This window comes from Streptomyces thermocarboxydus (genome assembly GCF_024760485.1).
GTDB lineage: Bacteria > Actinomycetota > Actinomycetes > Streptomycetales > Streptomycetaceae > Streptomyces > Streptomyces cellulosae.
Genome location: NZ_CP058273.1, coordinates 3,732,219 through 3,747,675 on the forward strand (window position 1 = coordinate 3,732,219; position 15,457 = coordinate 3,747,675).

16 protein-coding genes are annotated in these 15,457 nt (G+C 70.6%); 6 read left to right on the forward strand and 10 right to left on the reverse strand.

Features of this window, described 5'->3' with window-relative positions; genetic code table 11:
• The first annotated feature begins 2 nt into the window (after nucleotides 1-2).
• Together AY578_RS17220 and AY578_RS17225 are read left to right on the forward strand one after the other, a co-directional pair.
• Nucleotides 3-593, forward strand: coding sequence for a DUF5994 family protein (locus AY578_RS17220; protein WP_033276641.1), 591 nt, complete (start codon nucleotides 3-5; stop codon nucleotides 591-593).
• Between the two features lie 5 nt (nucleotides 594-598).
• The gene (locus AY578_RS17225; RefSeq protein WP_033276642.1) at nucleotides 599-880 is read left to right on the forward strand and encodes a hypothetical protein; all 282 of its coding nucleotides are present in this window, start codon (nucleotides 599-601) and stop codon (nucleotides 878-880) included.
• Here AY578_RS17225 and AY578_RS17230 read toward each other — a convergent pair.
• From AY578_RS17230 to AY578_RS34270, 6 genes are all read right to left on the reverse strand, one after another.
• Nucleotides 877-1,917: a fatty acid desaturase family protein gene (locus AY578_RS17230; protein ID WP_033276643.1), complete on the reverse strand. Its 1,041-nt coding sequence runs from the start codon at nucleotides 1,915-1,917 to the stop codon at nucleotides 877-879. The two genes, AY578_RS17225 and AY578_RS17230, sit on opposite strands and share 4 nt — an antisense overlap.
• 100 nt (nucleotides 1,918-2,017) lie before the next feature.
• Nucleotides 2,018-2,539 (reverse strand): DUF5994 family protein, encoded by a 522-nt coding sequence (locus AY578_RS17235; RefSeq protein WP_037640747.1) that lies wholly within the window; start codon nucleotides 2,537-2,539, stop codon nucleotides 2,018-2,020.
• Nucleotides 2,540-2,932: 393 nt separating this feature from the next.
• Complete coding sequence (locus AY578_RS17240; RefSeq protein ID WP_168713452.1) at nucleotides 2,933-4,660, reverse strand: SpoIIE family protein phosphatase; 1,728 nt, start codon at nucleotides 4,658-4,660, stop codon at nucleotides 2,933-2,935.
• Nucleotides 4,661-5,398: 738 nt separating this feature from the next.
• Nucleotides 5,399-5,764, reverse strand: coding sequence for a hypothetical protein (locus tag AY578_RS17250; protein ID WP_007453337.1), 366 nt, complete (start codon nucleotides 5,762-5,764; stop codon nucleotides 5,399-5,401).
• 14 nt (nucleotides 5,765-5,778) lie between these two features.
• Nucleotides 5,779-6,672, reverse strand: a complete 894-nt coding sequence (locus AY578_RS17255; protein WP_442480568.1) for an NsdA family TPR-like regulatory protein — start codon at nucleotides 6,670-6,672, stop codon at nucleotides 5,779-5,781.
• A 34-nt stretch (nucleotides 6,673-6,706) separates the two neighbouring features.
• Complete coding sequence (locus tag AY578_RS34270; protein ID WP_442480569.1) at nucleotides 6,707-7,036, reverse strand: helix-turn-helix transcriptional regulator; 330 nt, start codon at nucleotides 7,034-7,036, stop codon at nucleotides 6,707-6,709.
• A 166-nt stretch (nucleotides 7,037-7,202) separates the two neighbouring features.
• On the opposite strand from AY578_RS34270, the gene AY578_RS17260 reads away from it, so the two are divergent.
• The 4 genes from AY578_RS17260 (at nucleotide 7,203) to AY578_RS17275 (ending at nucleotide 10,559) form a co-directional block, all read left to right on the forward strand.
• Nucleotides 7,203-7,574: a hypothetical protein gene (locus tag AY578_RS17260; RefSeq protein ID WP_007453357.1), complete on the forward strand. Its 372-nt coding sequence runs from the start codon at nucleotides 7,203-7,205 to the stop codon at nucleotides 7,572-7,574.
• Nucleotides 7,567-7,716: a hypothetical protein gene (locus AY578_RS17265; protein WP_158002360.1), complete on the forward strand. Its 150-nt coding sequence runs from the start codon at nucleotides 7,567-7,569 to the stop codon at nucleotides 7,714-7,716. Before AY578_RS17260 ends, AY578_RS17265 begins: the two co-directional genes overlap by 8 nt.
• A 786-nt stretch (nucleotides 7,717-8,502) precedes the next feature.
• Nucleotides 8,503-9,816 carry an asparagine synthetase B family protein gene (locus AY578_RS17270; RefSeq protein WP_258902949.1) on the forward strand — a complete coding sequence of 438 codons (1,314 nt, stop codon included), beginning with the start codon at nucleotides 8,503-8,505 and terminating at the stop codon, nucleotides 9,814-9,816.
• The gene (locus AY578_RS17275; protein ID WP_136238934.1) at nucleotides 9,813-10,559 is read left to right on the forward strand and encodes a class I SAM-dependent methyltransferase; all 747 of its coding nucleotides are present in this window, start codon (nucleotides 9,813-9,815) and stop codon (nucleotides 10,557-10,559) included. The genes AY578_RS17270 and AY578_RS17275 overlap by 4 nt, the downstream gene beginning before the upstream one ends.
• A gap of 14 nt (nucleotides 10,560-10,573) precedes the next feature.
• Here the strand turns inward: AY578_RS17275 and AY578_RS17280 are convergent, their stop codons facing one another.
• From AY578_RS17280 to AY578_RS17295, 4 genes are all read right to left on the reverse strand, one after another.
• Nucleotides 10,574-12,316 (reverse strand): relaxase/mobilization nuclease domain-containing protein, encoded by a 1,743-nt coding sequence (locus AY578_RS17280; RefSeq protein WP_258902950.1) that lies wholly within the window; start codon nucleotides 12,314-12,316, stop codon nucleotides 10,574-10,576.
• On the reverse strand, nucleotides 12,313-12,741 hold the full coding sequence (locus AY578_RS17285) for a plasmid mobilization protein (protein ID WP_370878991.1): 429 nt from the start codon (nucleotides 12,739-12,741) through the stop codon (nucleotides 12,313-12,315). Before AY578_RS17285 ends, AY578_RS17280 begins: the two co-directional genes overlap by 4 nt.
• A 785-nt stretch (nucleotides 12,742-13,526) precedes the next feature.
• Nucleotides 13,527-14,219, reverse strand: a complete 693-nt coding sequence (locus AY578_RS17290; protein ID WP_030401442.1) for an ATP-binding protein — start codon at nucleotides 14,217-14,219, stop codon at nucleotides 13,527-13,529.
• Nucleotides 14,216-15,172 (reverse strand): hypothetical protein, encoded by a 957-nt coding sequence (locus AY578_RS17295; RefSeq protein WP_136238936.1) that lies wholly within the window; start codon nucleotides 15,170-15,172, stop codon nucleotides 14,216-14,218. The genes AY578_RS17290 and AY578_RS17295 overlap by 4 nt, the downstream gene beginning before the upstream one ends.
• Nucleotides 15,173-15,457: the final 285 nt, after the last annotated feature.

The window sequence follows — 15,457 nt, forward strand, 5'->3', positions numbered from 1 at the left end:
TCATGACTGCGACCGTCTCCCCTCCGACGACGTCCGAAGACCGGCGTCCCATGTCCCCCGTACGCCTCTCGCTCGCTCCCGCCGGTTCGGCACCGCTTCTGCTGGACGGCGCCTGGTGGCCACGCTCGCGTGATCTCGCCGCCGAACTGCCTGCCCTGGCGTCCGTTCTCGATCCGCTGTGGGGGCGGGTCACCCGGGTCACGGTGAACCCCGCCCAGTGGCCGGTCGTCCCGCGCAAGGTGCCTGTCGCCGGGCACGTGGTGAAGGTGGGCTGGTTCCGCTTCGAGCAGGACGAGCACGAGTTGCTGCTGCTCTCCTACCACGTGGGCCGCTGGAACCTGCTGGTCGTTCCCCCGCAGACGCCTCCGGCCGCGGCCGCCTGGCTGATGGCCGCTGCGAGCGACCCGCGCCGGATAGCGACCGCGAGCAGCCTGCTGGCGGATGCCGCGCGTCTGACGGTGACCGCCGAGGCCGACCGCACCAGGGAAGCGGTGTGGGAGTCCGAAGGAGGACATGGAGCCGGTGCTTCCGTCACTTCTCCATGGCTTCGAGTCGCCGTCGCCACACCGGAGGACCGGCCGGAAAGGGTGTGAGGGCCATGGACATCCTGGTGACGGTGTTCGTGCTGCTGGCGGTGATCGCGGCAGGCGCGTTCCTCATCCACCGGCTGAACTCTCAGCACGGGGACAGAAGCGCCGCCTTCCACTACGGCCGCAGCGGTGTCGTCGCACCAGACCGGAAGACCGACGAAGGGCCGGCGGTACGCCGACGGTCCCCGGTTGCCAACGACGGCGGCGAGCGCCGGGGCTCCTGGTACGGCGGACGCGGACGGCTGCGTCCTGGACGCCGCCGTACCCACGGCGGCGTCTCGCCCCGCTAGGTGGGGACGCGGGTCCGTCGGAGCGGGGCGCCGGCGTCGTGGAGGCTGGTGAGTGCCAACCGGTAGGAGGCGACCAGGCCCGTTTCCGCGTAGTCGACGCCCAGGTCCCGGCAGTACCGCCGGACGATGGCGCGGGCCTTGCGCAGGTTGGGGCTGGGCATGCTCGGGAACAGGTGGTGCTCGATCTGGTGGTTCAGGCCGCCGAGCGCCAGGTCGGTGAACCGGCCGCCGTTGACGTTGCGTGAGGTCAGCACCTGGCGGCGGAGGAAGTCGGGGCGGTCGTCGGCCGTCAGGATCGGCATCCCCTTGTGGTTGGGTGCGAAGGCCGAACCGAGGTAGACGCCGAACAGGCACTGGTGGACGGCGAGGAAGGCGATCGCCATCCCGGGCGGCAGGACCCAGAACAGGGCGGCCAGGTAGACGGCGCAGTGCCCCAGGAGCAGAGCGCCGTCGACCGCCCGGCGTTTGAGCCGGCGGTTGGCCATGGCCCTGCAGCTCGCCACGTGCAGGTTGAAGCCCTCCAGCGTGAGCAGGGGAAAGAAGAGGAACGCCTGCCAGCGGCCGAGCAGGCGGGGCAGTCCGGTGGCGGCGCGGGCCTGGTCCGGGGACCAGACGAGCAGGTCGGGTCCGATGTCGGGGTCGAGGTTCTCGGTGTTGGGGTTGGCGTGGTGACGGGTGTGCTTGTCCTGCCACCAGCCGTAGCTCATGCCGATCGACGCGCCGGCGATCCGTCCGGACAACTCGCTGGCCCGGCGGCGGCGGAACACCTGCCGGTGGGCCATGTCATGGGCGACCAGGGCGACTTGCCCGTACATCACGGCCAGGAACGCGGCGATCGCCAGTGTCCAGCAGGAGGCGCCGACGAGGACGAACGCGGCCCATCCGGCGGCGTAGAGCCCGGTCACGGCGGTGATGCGTAACGTGTAGTAGCCGGGGCGGCGCCCCAGCAGTCCGGCGTCCGCGATCTTCTTCGACAGCCGGGCGAAGTCGCTGCCGGGAGTGTCGGAGCGCGTGGCGGTGGTGGTGGCCATGGTCATGAGGACGTCTCTCTCAGAAGCGGGCGGATGACTCGGGGCGGCCCCAGGGCGAGTTGGGCGCGGGGAGCGGGTGCGTACATGGACGTGCCCGCGGCGGCTCCTACCACCGAGGGGCCCGGGTGCCCCGCCCGGTGGGCCCCACACGGCCGTGGGGACCTGCCGCCGCCGTCGGGGTCGGGGGCCGGGCTTCTCCGTCGGCGCCGGGCCGCCGGTCGTCCAGGGCGGCGGCCGTGAGGAGAGCGGCTGCTTCCTCCGTCGCGTCCGGCGGGATCACCTGCAGATCCCAACGGCCGAGCCCGGGGGAGAGCAGGACGACCCGGTCCGGAGCGTGCGGAGAGGCGGGGGCCTTGTGCAGGCGGACGACCTGGTTGGCGACGAACATGCGCCCCGGTGCCGCCGACCAGGCCGCGGCGTCCACGGTGACGCCGGTGATGTCGCCCCACGCTCTCGGCAGCGCGGCGAGCATCTTCGGGAGCTGTGTCAGAAGATCGCGGGAGTACGGCCACCACACCCCGTCGATCCGGCGCGGCAGCGCGCCGTGTGGCGCGAGACGCAGGCGGACGAGGGGCAGGGGCGGGGGCGGAGGCGGGGTGGACGGTGCGGTGGGGACTGTGGTGATCACGTGGGTTCTTTCTGACGAGGTGGTTGCCGGCCGGTTCGGCAGGGCACGGCGGCCGACGGTCCGCGGGCTGTCGGGCAGCGCCGGACGTGGCCGGTGGATCCGGGTGCTGGAGGTCGTGCCTGGCCGCTCTTGCCGGAAAAAAACGCCGACGACCGCCGCGAGTTCGCGGGAAGGGAGTTGGCGGGCGTATGCGGGGTGAAGGGGGAGACCCTTCCGCGTGACGAACGCCGGTGGATACCGGGGTGGAGCCGGTCCGCCACCGGCGTGCCTGATGCCCTCGGTCTCCTCAGACTACTCCTCGGCGCGTAAAGGCGGCGTGACAGCAGGTCATCAGTGGCGTGGCAGATGGTGGGCGCCTCCGCGGCACCGGCCCGGTCCGACGGCCACCACGTCTCATGGCGGCGGTACACGCAGGGCGAGCAGAGCCACGTCGTCGGTGCTGCCGGGCGGCAGGTGGGCGAGGACCTTTCCGCACAGCCTGTCCAGCGGTTCGTGGACGAGAGTGAGGGCGTGCCGGAGCAGCCGGTCCAGGCCCGTGTCGAGGTCGCTGCCCGGTGTCTCGACGAGCCCGTCCGTGTACAGCAGCAGGGTGGAGCCGGGCTTCAGGGGATGCGTGGCGTCCGGTCGGTCCGCGTCGCCGACGGATCCGGTGCCGAGGAGCAGCCCCTGGCCGGCTTCAAGAAAGCATGCGGTGCCGTCCGGGGAGAGGAGCAGCGGGGGCGGGTGCCCCGCGCTGGTCCAGCGGAGCGTCCACGGTCCCGTGTCCGGGTCGCCCTCGACGCGGGCGAGGATCAGGGTGGCCAGCGGGACGGTGGTGATGACCGGCATGGCGGCGTCGAGGCGGTCGACGACGGCGCCGGGCGGTCCCGTGTGGTCCCAGGCCAGCGAACGCAGAATGCCGTGCAGTTGGGCCATACCGGCCGCCGCGGTCAGGTCGTGGCCCACGACGTCACCGATGACCAGGGCGAGCGCGCCGTCCTTCAGGATGAAGGCGTCGTACCAGTCCCCACCGACCTGCGAGCCCGCAGGTGCGGGCTGGTAGCGGGCGGCCAGCCGGAGATGGCCGTGCTGCGGCAGCGGGGCGAGCAGGTTGCGCTGCATCGCCTCGGCGACGGCGCGCTGACGGCCGTAGCGGCGGGTGTTGTCGATGACCACGCCGACCCGGCGGCCGACGTCACTCACTGCCGCCAGGTCGTCCTCGTCGAAGGGATGCGCCGGGTCGGTGCGCACCACCGTCAGCGCCCCGGTGATCCGGTCCCGGGCGCCGAGCGGCACCGTGATGGCGGAGCGCGCACCCACCGCGGCCAGGAAGCCACTGTGGAGAGCCACCAGAGGCGGATGTGCGGCGGCCGGGGTGACGGCAGCCACCCGGTCCTGGAGCACGGATTCGCCCCCGGTCAGCGCACGGCCCAGCGGCGAGTCCTCCCCCTCACCGGCTCCCTCCGCGCCGAGTACGCTCCGGCCCTGGAATCCGGCGTCCCGTCCCTCCGGACCGGTCACCGTCACCCGGTGGACCTCGCCGGAACCGGTCCGCAGGTCCACCGCGGCCCAGTCGGCCAGACGGGGCACGAGCAGCCGCACCAGGCGGGCCAGCGCCTCGTCGGTCTCCAGAGTCTGCCCCAGGACGCCCGTGATCTCCGCGACCAGGGACAGCCGCTCGTTGAGGTCCTCCAAGGCGCGCGTGCGCGCCGTTCGCTCCCGATGGACGCGGCGGTCCCCCGTGGCGTCCGTGAACAGCAATGCCATGCCTTGCACGGAGCCGTCCTCCGTCAAGGGGGACGCGGACCAGGAGACAGCCAGCAGACGACCGTCACCGCGCAGATACGTGCCGCCCTCCCCTCGCGCCCCCTGCCCCTCGGCCAGCGCGTGGAGCAGTGGGCACCGGTCTCGCGGCACCTTGTTGCCGTCCGCGTCCCGGTGCAGCAGATCGTGTGCGTCGGCGCCCCGCATCGCGGCGGCGGTGCGGCCCAGCAGCCGCTCGGCCGCCGGGTTCGCGGCGATCACCCGTCCGGCTGTGTCCAGCACCAGCACCGCCGTGCCCAGCCGCTCGACGACCTGCCGCCAGAAACCCGGTTCGTCCGCCGGCCACGGCCCCACGTCATCACCCACCGCATCGCGCACGGACCCTCCAGTGGCTGCCTTCCCGTCGATGGTGCTCCGACGCGGCCCTGCTCGCACGGCACCGGGGCAGTCGGCGCACACCGCGCGGGCACGGCCCACGGGCCAGCCAGGTATGTCCGGACCAGGGGCAGTCGTCATCCCGCTGTCTGTCCAGACGCAGTGTCTCCCGGGCGGTTGGTCGGCTCGTCTCCGGCGAGCCGTACTCAGCGCCGTCCTCGCCCCGGTCCGCGAGGAGCGCAGCTCCGCCCGGGCACGGGCGTCGGATGCTCAGGACCACGGACGCGGCCAGGACCGTGACGAGGACGGCGAGGCCAGCAGGTGGCGGGATCCCCGGGATGCTGCTCGATGAAGGCGTCGTCGCCGACCGTCAGGACGGCGAGCACACTGTTTACGGCTACGACGGTGTTGCAGCGGCTGACGGGCTGGCCACGATGGTGACAGTCAAAGCCTCGGCGGTCGTGGGGGAGGAAGCCCGTCCCGAGTCGGGACAAGAGGTTTGTCCCGAGTCGGGACATGACGCCCGTCCCGAAAAGGGACAACCAGAAACCCCGCAGAACAGTTCGGAGCCGCGCGCATGCTCAGCAGGATCCGCCCGCTGTCCGGCCCCCTCGCCGCGCCGGTCCCACAGGAGCTGAACCGTGACGCGGCGGTCGGAAACGAGCCGCGAAGGGAGGGCCGATCGACGCCGTAGGAAGCCCGGCGGTTGCGCAGGCCGACTTGAATGGCAGTCCCGTGCGACTACTTCAGAGCGTCCTCGATCGCCTCGAAGATGTCCGCGTCGGTCTCCTTCTGCCAGTCGGGCAGGGCAGCCCAGTCGGCGACATAGCCCGGCTTCGGGTTCTCGAAGTGCTTGTACATCTGCGCGGTCCAGCAGGTGGCGACAAAGCGGCTCTTCTGCTCGCGGGTGAGGCGGGAGGCGTGGCGGTCGCTGAGGTCGAGGAACTGGCGCACCTGGTCGTGGACGGCGCCGGCGGCCTGGCGCTCCCACTCGGGTGTCTCTTCCCAGGGGGTGACGTAACCGGGCTTGGGCTCGCCGGGGAAGTGCTTGCGCACTCCGGTGATCCAAGCCTCGCGGAACAGTCGGGCGCCCTCGGACTGCGACATGCCTTCCCCTCTCGTCACGTCGTGCACAGTGCGTCGATCTCGGCGCCCAGCTCCGCCACACGAGCGTCGCGGGTGAGCGGGCCGAGGTCGGTTCGCAACCCCAGAAGCTTACGGGCGACGTAACCCGAGGAGGTCGTGCGGGCGAGTCGCAGCGCCTCCCCGCCGTAGGCGATTACTTGGTCGGGGTCCTGGCGCCGGGCGCCGACGGCCGCGAGGTCGGTCAGGACCGCACCGCGTCGGCGGAAGGACTGGCTGGAAGCGAGGATGTCCTGGCTGAGCGCGCTGCTGAGTGCCTTCTCGGCGAGGTCGAGGCGACCGAGCTGGAGGTAGCGCGCGCCACGCTCTTCTGCGAGGCGGGAGCCGTCGAAACGCAGCCAGCCACCGTTGTGGGCCGCCCCGCTCAGGCCGGTCACCTTCTCCGCCTCGTCCAAGGCGCGTTCGCAGGCGGAGAGGTCGCCGAGGCCGGCGTACGCCTCGGCCTGGACGGCAGCGACCCAGTAGCGGGTGGACAGGGAACCGTCCCCGCGCCTTGCCACCTTCTCTGCGGCCGACAGCGCGCCGACCGCGTCGGCGTACCGGCGTTCGTACAGATCGACGTAGGCGTGGCGGACGAGGGCACACGCCCACAGGTCGTAGGACTTCGCCTCCTGGCTGGCAGAGGCGGCGAGCGTGTAGGAGGCGGCGGCGTCGGTGTAGCGGTTGCCGTCGAAGGCCAGTTCTCCGGCGAGCTGGAAGAGGTCACCGGCCGCGCCGCACAGGGCCTGTGCTTCGACCTCGGGCCGTCCGCCGAGGGTCTCGTTCAGGGCGGTGAGCTGGTCGCGGACGACCGGGTAGACGGAACGCTTGGCGCGGGCGAGTTGGTAGACCTGCCACAGGTGTCCGTTCATGCGCAGGAAGTCATCGGACATCCCGCGCAGCGCGCCCTCCGCGAGGGCTGCGCCCTCATCGGGGGGGCAGGGCCACCAGGGCACTGGTGACGGTGATGGCGCGCAGGAACTGGCGTCGGATCATGTCGTCGAGGTCCCCTGAGCCATGGTGGTCGCGAGGCGGCGGCCCTGCCGACTCCGGTCGGACTGCTTGTGGCTGTCCCACCAACGCGTCGAGTTCGTCAAGGTCGAGGTGGGGCAGCTCGGCCAGCCGTGGTCTCAGCGGCGGCTGCGGCGTGGTGGTGCGGCCTTCCCAGCGGCCGACGGTTCGTCGGTCCACGCCGAGGGCGTGCGCGAGCTCTTCCTGACTGTAGCCCAGCGCCCTGCGCCTCTCCGCAAGCCCCATGCCGCCCCCTTTCCACGCATCAACCCGCGTCTAACCCGACGGCACCGGGCTGTCCCAGAAGTGACCCAGGACTGGCCCGTGGATGCCGTGGTCTGCGCCAACGCGAGCCGCTTTTCTGGACGTTGTCAGAAACGACAACGGTGGAGGCCGGAGAAGGGGTGCGGACATGGCAGCAGGAAGCGTCACGTCGTCCGAGGTGGCTGGAGCGTCGATTGTCCTGGAGGCGGTCGACGAGGCCGTGGAGACAGCGCTGGCCATCCGGCTGTCGATGCCCGAGCGCCCGGTGATCGACGCCACGACCCGAGACCTGGTCAGCCACCTGAGAGTGCTGATGGCCGAGGAACTCGGCTTTGACGAGGACCCGGCCGTCCAGGCGCTGTTCCGGGAGGGCTACCGGGTCCTCGACCTGACGCGTCGGCCGACGGAGCAGTCCCCCCACTTCATCGCCTACCAGTACATGCGCGACGTCGGCGCGCTGACCAGACGCTTCGCCGACGTCTACCGCGCGACCCGGAAGAAGGACCAGAACGATGGCTGACCAAACCCCGGCCGAGCCGCCGGTGTGCCGGATCGGCGCCACCCTGCCCGACCAGGAACGAGCACGACGCGTCTTCGTCGGCCGACCTGGCCTCGCGCCGACCGTGGGGCAACAGTGTGGCAAGGACCAGGGCGCGCGGTGAAAGGCCAGGTCACGGCTCAGGTCATGTACATCGCGTGCGTCATGGTGCTCGGGGGATCGATCGTGGTGGCGGTGTCCCGGGGATGGTGAGCCGGCGGCGCAGCAGGCGAGGTCGCCCCTATGGCTGGCGGCAGTGGCTGCCGTCGGCCCTGATCATCGTCTCTACTACCCCGGTCGCCTGGGCTCTGTGGCACCTCGCCCCCGACTGAGAGAGACCACCGGTCCACTCCGGACCTACCGACTCCCGCTCTGGCCGAGCGAGCCCTCGGGAAGACCCGGTCCCCACCGGGGAAGGGCTCAGCCGCTCTCTCCCCTCGGCCAGAGCGGGCCCCCACCCAACGAGCTCCCGTCCAGTTCGCCGTGAACGCCGGCGGCAGGGACGGGTCCGGGCTCCGCAGCTCGCGGGGCCCGTCCACCCACTCCGCAGGAGGAAGGAACAGCCATGATCATCGACGAACTCTTCACGGGAGACCTGGTCACCGGCGTCCCCAGCATGGACGCGGCGCTGCTCGACAAGATGCCCGGCGGCGGCGACAACAACGGCGACCACTGCAGCTGACCGGCCGGTGAACGCGGCGGAGCAGGGCCTGGCGTCCTGCTCCGCCGCTCCGTAGAGGAGGGGAGCGGAGTGCTCTCGTTTCGTGTGCGACTGGCAGACACCCGGGACGCCGGCTGGCGATGGGACACAGACCGCTGGGTCAAGGGGGAGAGCTGGATCCGACCCGCTCACGCAACCGTCCTGGTCGCGGACCTCATACCGGGCGACGGATCGAGCGTCTGTGTGCTGGTGCGGGAAGACAGAGACGGTGAAGCCGACTACACGTCGCTGCTCGTCCGGCCCGACGAGATCCAGGTCTCGGCGGGAATGCTGGGTACCGTCCCGCTGTACCTCACAGCTGTCGGCGACGAGATCTTCGGGTCCTGGGACATCGTCGACCTCCGGCCGCACCTGCGACCCGACCGGCTCAATCCACGAGCGGTCGCCCGCACCTTGAGCCGCCAACACCGCTACAGCACCGACACCCTCTTCGACGGCGTGTACCGACTCACCGAACGCGCTACCGCGGTCTTCACGCCGGCAGGGCTCTCCATCCTCTACCCCGAGCCCGCCCAACACGTCCTGGAACCCCGCAGCCTCCGTAGCGGAGTGGACCCCGTGACCGTGTTCGACGCACTGCTCACCGAGGCCGTGGCCGAGTGGCGATCGACGGCCGGCCGCGTCGGCGTCGAGGTGTCAGGCGGAGCGGACTCGGCCAACGTGGCACTGTCCGCCGTCGCGGCCGGATTCGGCTCCGTGCACACCATGGGGCTGCTCATGGGCGGCCGGATCGGCCAGCTCCAGCGAGACCGGCGCCGCTCACTGGTGGATCACCTGGGGTTGCGGGACACCGCCGTGCCGGCGATGCAGCACCCGCCCTTCGTGCCTGGTGGCGTGAGGGAACGCAGACAGCCGCACGATCCGGCAGGCGCCTTCTACCAGGAAGCGTTCGACGTCGTGCGCGGGCACGTGGCCGCACACGGCTGCGAGCTGATCTTCACAGGTGGCGGCGGGGACGAGGTCAACGCCCACCACTCGCGTACGGAAGCCGGACTCCCGCCGATGGAGCCGGTGCCATGGCTCGGCGACAAGGCCACCGCGGCGCTGGCCCAGGTGAACGAGAACCTCGCTCCCATCCCGGTCCTGCCTGTGCCGACGCTCATGGCATTCGGCCTGCACAATCCGGCGTACGTGAGACTCGGTATCTGGCCGGTGGCCCCGCTCGTCCACCCCCGGATGATCCGCTTCATGGAACAGCTGCCGTACGAGTACAAACGCGACAAGAGGATGTTCCGCGACCGACTTCGGCGGACGGGTCTGCCCGAGTCCGTCGCGGCTCCGACCGAGCCGGAGAACTTCCTCGCGGTCATGGAGTCGGGACTGCGCACTTACGGGCTCCCTCTCCTGGACGAGATGCTGACCGATTCCCTGCTGATCGATCTCGGCTACGTTGATGCCGACGCCCTCAGCCGGGCCCGCGACCACGCCGAGCGGACTCCCGCGGTGCCCGACCTGCTGTGCGACACACTCGCCCTGGAAGTCGGACTGCGGAGCCTCGCATGAGCGGCCTGGACATCGCCGAACCCAGACACCTGGCAGCCTCCAACCTCTTCTACCGAGACCCCGCCCTGTACGACAGAGTGCAGTCCGACAGCACCAGCGCGAGCAGCTGTCGGGCGCTCGTCCATCGGCACCGCCCGGACGCCCGCACTCTGCTGGATCTGGGCTGCGGAACCGGGAGAGACCTGGAGCTGCTGGCCCGCCACTTCGACTGCATCGGTGTCGAGTTCCAGCCCGGCCTGGTCGACTACGCCCGCCGCACACGGCCCGGCCTCGACATCCGCCTCGGCGACATGCGCACCATCCGACTCGACCACACCGCTGACGTGCTGACCTGCCTGGGAAACTCCCTCTCCTACGTGCACGACAACCAGGACATCCAGGCGGTCTTCCGGACCTTCGCAGCGCACGCCCGTCCCGGGACGCTCCTTGTACTCTGCTGTTCCGTAGCGCCGATCGAGCGTGATGAGCCGCAGGAAGCAGAGGTCGAGACCGGATCGGGCACGGCCCACGTGACCATCAGCTATGAGTGGGACCTGCGGACCCAGATGAACACCATGCGTCGGCAGTGGGTGTTCAACTCTGGTGAAGAAACACGGGACGTGATCCGTCGGCGTGTTCTCGGGCCGCGTGAGCTGGAGCTGTACGCGACGCTCGCCGGCTTCGACGTCCTCCAGATCACCGACGGGATCGGAGCAGGCACCTTGCACGGGCCTACCGCGTACACCGTGGCCCGGTACAGGTGATCAGGACGCGGTCGTCAGCGCCCACGGCGGGGATCATTCCCTGTCGGGCCGGGCACCGACTGCGTGGTGGGCGCCGAGTGCGAGGTGTGCCGGTTGGCTCGGAGGGCCGTGGCGTTGCGGTCGTCGGGTAGTGCGGGCAGGTGAGCGCTGCGGCGCAGGCGCCAGACGAGGACGTCGCTCATGGATCCGGCGGAGCGTAGTTCGCGCCGTGCCGTGGCTTCGGTCAGCAGGGCGGCCGGGTCATGGCCGGCCCTCCGGGCGTCGTCCAGTGTGGCGGCCAAGGCGGGCCAACCGGACTCGGCTTGGATCTGGTCGGCCAGCTCCGGCAGCACTTGGTGGAGCAGGTTCGCCTGCTGTTGCCGAACACGTTGAGTCAGCCGCCGGCCTCGCTGGCTCAGTGCGGTCATGGGCTGGACTGAGGCGGCCTGGTAGGCGGCGCGGAGGTGCTCGGCGGCTTGCTGGGCTGCTGTGGCCTGCTGGGTGTGATGCTTCCTGGCGTGCCACTTTGCCGCGGCGGTCACGACGAAGAAGGCCATGTCGATGAGCATGGCCGTGCAGGCGCCGTCTTCGCCCCGGCCCAGGACCGGCCCGCTGTGGACGAGATCACGGGCGGCTTGTCGCAGGCCCCGGTCGTGCCCGCGTACCGCCTTCACGTGGGAGCGGCTCGCGCGCTCGAACGCGGAGGCTGCCTCGCGCAGTTCGGCCCGGGTGTGGGCGGCGGAGGTCTTGGCCAGCGCGTCCAGGACCTCTCCGGTCGCGGCGATCTGGGCTGCTGCGGTGCCGTCGTCGCCGTGGTCGATCACCAGCAGGGCCTGCCACGTGGCAGCCGCGGCCCGCCGCCGCGCGAACGCGGGGCCTGTCACGGGCGGCAGTGCAGGCTGATCCGGCCATGAACCTCCGATGGCGGTGGGCGTCTCCGAGGGCCGGCTCCAGCGTTCGCGGACACGGGGCAGGGACAGGTCGGGCGCCAGCTTGGAGCCTGAGTAGAAGACCGGCTCGCCGTCCTTGTTCCGGTCATCAGGGAGGGCGACCTTGTACCCGAGGAGATCGCCGGAGGGCGCGAGACGCTTGCGGATCAGCAGACCGGCGGCGGCCAGGCGGTCGAAAAACTCGTCCGTCGAGGCAGCACCGGCCACTGCCCGGCGCACGGACTCACGAAGTTCCTCCCGCGCTGTGCGCTCCCGGCCTTCCCGCTGGGCCTTGTGCCGTTCGGCGCTGGTCGGACGACGGGCTGCGGTGCCATCGCCGGTGGCGAGGCGGCGCAACCCGTAGTCGATCTCGATCACGCGGGCTTCCGCTTGGGAACGCTTACCGTCCTGGCGGATACGGGCTTGGCGGCCGTCCTCTCGTACGACGGTGGCGATGATGTGAATGTGGTCGTCGGCGTGCCGAATCGCTGCCCAGCGGCAGGCGGCGTCGTCACCGTCGGGAGCGATGCCGGTGGCGGCGACCATTCGGCGCGCAATCTCGCCCCACTGCTCGTCCGACAGGACCGGGTCCTCAGGAGCAGCGCGTACCGACAGATGCCATACGTGCTCGGCGGGCCGGCGGTTCTTCGGCAGGGCGTTGACCGGCTGGTCGAGCAGCCGCTGGAGATCGCCGTACGTGGCATCGGAGTCGCGCCCGGGATCAGGGGCGAGGCTGTCCCAGGCGGCCACCAGGTGCGGGTCTGTGTGCTCTTCGTGCGTGCCGGGCCCGTACAAGTAGTGGAGCAGGCCGATGGTGCGCGTGCCTCTTGCGTGGACGCGGGGGATCACCCGGCTGTCCTGTTGTCCAAGTGGTGCTGGGTGAAGGCGTCGACGCGCTTGGCGGCGCGCTGGACGGTGGCGAGGACCGCCTCTGCCTGCGATGCGTCGGCGCCGGAGTTCAGCGCCTTGGCGACCTGGTTGAGGTTGTTGCCGAGTTGCCCGAGGTGGCGCCGCAGCGCGAACAGCTCGTGCAGCATCTCTCGCTCGCCTGCGATGTCCGCGGCGGTACGGCCGAGGTCGTGGGCGGCGTCGAGAGCGGAGCGGGCGAGGAAGCCGGCGATGCTCATGTGGCACGTGGCGGCTGCTCGGGCGAGCAGTTGGTACTCGGCGTCGTTCATGCGGCAGCTGGGCTGGTGCAGGCGCTTGTTCTCGTCGCGCAGGCGTTCGCGCTGCTGTATGCGGGGCTGCGACGGAGAGGTGCGCGCGCAGTCGATGCTGTGGTTCGCGTGTAGCTCTTCCCCGCCGGTTTGCGATCCGTCCTCGGTCGCTTCCGGGCCCGCCGCTCTCGGGGCGGGAGACGCAAGAGCATTGCTCCCGTCGGGAGCAATGCTCTTGCACCAACTTGCTCCGTCGGAGGCTGAGATGGTGGCCCCCTGACGCACGTCGTCAGGAGTGTGCTGATGTGGTTGGTGCATGGGTCGCTTTTCTGGGTGGGTGTTCCACGGTGAGAACCCGTAGCGGCGGCCGTGCGCGGCTGGCACCGGGCGGGCTCGTTACGGGACCGTGTGGGGTGGGCTCCAGGTTGGAGCGGTCCGCGGGGACCTGTCCTCTCTTCCTCTGCGCATCACGCTTGGGGACCGCGGGCCGCGTTGTGCGGGTCTTCGGTCCTCGGCAGGACCGGGACCTGGCAGGGCTCGGTCCTCCCTCACGATTGACTGTCATTCGCGGTGCAGGACCGTTGTTTCCGCCCACCTGGGGGCTGTGACCTGCTGCTTTGCCAGGAGACCGTTTTCGTGTCCGACGGGACCGTCGGGGACCGGTCCCCGAGACGTACGGGACCGGTCCCCGATGTCTGGTGAGGACCGGTCCCCACCTCGGGCGGCCACGGTCCCGGGACCGGGATGCTCGGTCCTCGCATGTGCCATCCGGTCCCCGGCCATTGAGGACTGGTCCCCGACACCCTCGCTCGGTCCTCGACGCGGCACGCGGCCGGTCCTCCTGGTGAAAGGACGCGCGCTCGCAGACTGCCCTTCCGTCGTCCGGTCTTCTTCCTCCATCGTCAGGGGGAGCGGTGACGTCGTCTGTCAGGGCCCTTGAGGATGACGCGGTCGGTCATCTCCGCGAGGCGGGAAGCGACGCGGTCACCGAGGGTGGTGCGCAGCTCGGCGGTGGGGAGGTTGGTCGTGATGAGGGTGGGGAGCATGTGCTCGTACCGGTGGTTGATGAGCCGGTAGGTCAGCTCCTCGGTCCACTCGCTGGTCTTGGCCGCACCGAGGTCGTCCAGGAGCAGCAGTGGGCTGCGGGCCAGGGTCTGCAGGTCGCGTTCGGCGTCGTGGCCGGCACGGGGACGCAGGCGGGCGTACAGGTCGGCGGTGGTGACGGCTTCCCAGCGCAGGCGGACCCCGCGGGTGAGGAGTGCCCGGACGGCGCCGTACGCCTGATGCGTCTTGCCCGTGCCGGTGGGGCCGGCGATCAGCAGGGAGGGACCCTCGGCGATGCCGGGCCCACTGGGGCCGGGGCGTCCGGCATGGGCGATGTGGTCGGCCCAGGTGATGATCTGAGGGTGGTCGGCGAGGGCGCGGCGGTAGCGGGCCGGGATGCGGGCGTCGGCCAGCTCCAAGGCGGTGACGGGTTCGGCGGGCGGCTCCGTGGCTACGGCGCCGGGGTCGATGCCGCGGCCCGCCAGTATGCCGTTCAGACGGTCGGCGAGCAGGCCGACGGGCTGGGGTTCGCGGGTGAGGGTGGAGGTCAGAGCTGTTCTCCGTAGGCGGCTTCGGCGTCGGCGGGGTTTGTCCACGGCCTGTGGATGACGGGCTGGGCGAGGGCGGCGTTCATGGCCTCGTGCACCAGGCTCGGCAGGATGCTGGGGTGCTTGCCCTTGGTCCTGTGGAGGACGAGCCCTGCCCTGATGTGGTCGGGAGCGATGCCTTCGGCGAGCAGCTTGCGCACCTCTCGGCCGAGATGGCCCAGGACGTCCTGGGGCGGGCGGTGGGCGCATGCCGCGCTGTATTCGGCGATGAGCTGCTTGGCCGAGACGGTGCTGGCCGCGGGGGCGCTTGCGCCCCCCGAAGGGGTAGATCCTAGATCCATGATCCTAGGTCCTAGATCCGGACCGTGAGGTGTCACCGCGGCCTCAAGCACGAGTCCATGAGGTTCAGGTGAGGGCTCACTGACTGCCTCCTGACCTGCGGTTTTGTTGGTGGTTTCCGTTTGGTTCGAGGGATCGTGTGGGTTCCGTGCCCCTTCACTGTCACCTCCGTGAGGGTTCGGCGCATGGTCCGCGACGGCTCCGTGCGTTACGGACGGCGCGGGTGCCACGGCCTCGACAGTCTTGGTGCCGCCCGGGGCACCGTTCGGATCGTTGTGGCGAGGGCAGGCCGGGATGCGGCTCTTGCTGGCCCGGTTGATCTTCTGGTGCTTGTGCCACGTGACGATGTGCAGGTAGCGCTTGTCGTCCGGGCCCTTGTACCGGCAGACCAGGCCGGCGTCGGCCAGCTGGGCGAGATCCTTCTCGACCTCGGCGGGAGTGTGCTCCGGACGCAGAACCCACAGCTGACCGGCGATGATCGCCGCGTGGTCGCGATAGCGGCCTTGGTCGTCGGCCTGAGTGAGCAGGCCGAAGAAGGTGCGCTCGGCGGTCAGGGTGACGACGGTGAGGGATTCGGAGACGAAGGCTTCGGGCTTGATGGTGCGGATCCGTGCCAAGAGCGGAGTGTTCCTCACTCGGTGGCCGATGGGCGGGCACCCATGGCTCACCGTCGGTCGTGACGGCAAAGGCGGGGGAGTTGGCCGGCCGTGGACGCGAGGCTGGCTGAGAGCCGGTCGCGCTTTCCGGGGGTGTCGTCAACATAGCCACACCCGAGCGGCACAAGTCCAGCCCTGACCTGTCGAATCTCTGTCGGCAGAAAGGCCGTCGGGAATCGGGGCGGCGAGGGCGGCGTGAAAACGGTAGGTCACGATCGGCGGTTGACCAAATAGTTGTTCTGGGCG

Excerpts from the sequence above, each read along its gene's own strand:
- AY578_RS17220 (WP_033276641.1), top strand. The coding sequence starts at position 3 with ATGACTGCGACCGTCTCCCCTCCGACGACGTCCGAAGACCGGCGTCCC.
- AY578_RS17225 (WP_033276642.1), top strand. The coding sequence starts at position 599 with ATGGACATCCTGGTGACGGTGTTCGTGCTGCTGGCGGTGATCGCGGCA.
- AY578_RS17230 (WP_033276643.1), bottom strand. The coding sequence starts at position 1,917 with ATGACCATGGCCACCACCACCGCCACGCGCTCCGACACTCCCGGCAGC.
- AY578_RS17250 (WP_007453337.1), bottom strand. The coding sequence starts at position 5,764 with ATGTCGCAGTCCGAGGGCGCCCGACTGTTCCGCGAGGCTTGGATCACC.
- AY578_RS17255 (WP_442480568.1), bottom strand. The coding sequence starts at position 6,672 with ATGTCCGATGACTTCCTGCGCATGAACGGACACCTGTGGCAGGTCTAC.
- AY578_RS34270 (WP_442480569.1), bottom strand. The coding sequence starts at position 7,036 with ATGGGGCTTGCGGAGAGGCGCAGGGCGCTGGGCTACAGTCAGGAAGAG.
- AY578_RS17260 (WP_007453357.1), top strand. The coding sequence starts at position 7,203 with ATGGCAGCAGGAAGCGTCACGTCGTCCGAGGTGGCTGGAGCGTCGATT.
- AY578_RS17265 (WP_158002360.1), top strand. The coding sequence starts at position 7,567 with ATGGCTGACCAAACCCCGGCCGAGCCGCCGGTGTGCCGGATCGGCGCC.
- AY578_RS17275 (WP_136238934.1), top strand. The coding sequence starts at position 9,813 with ATGAGCGGCCTGGACATCGCCGAACCCAGACACCTGGCAGCCTCCAAC.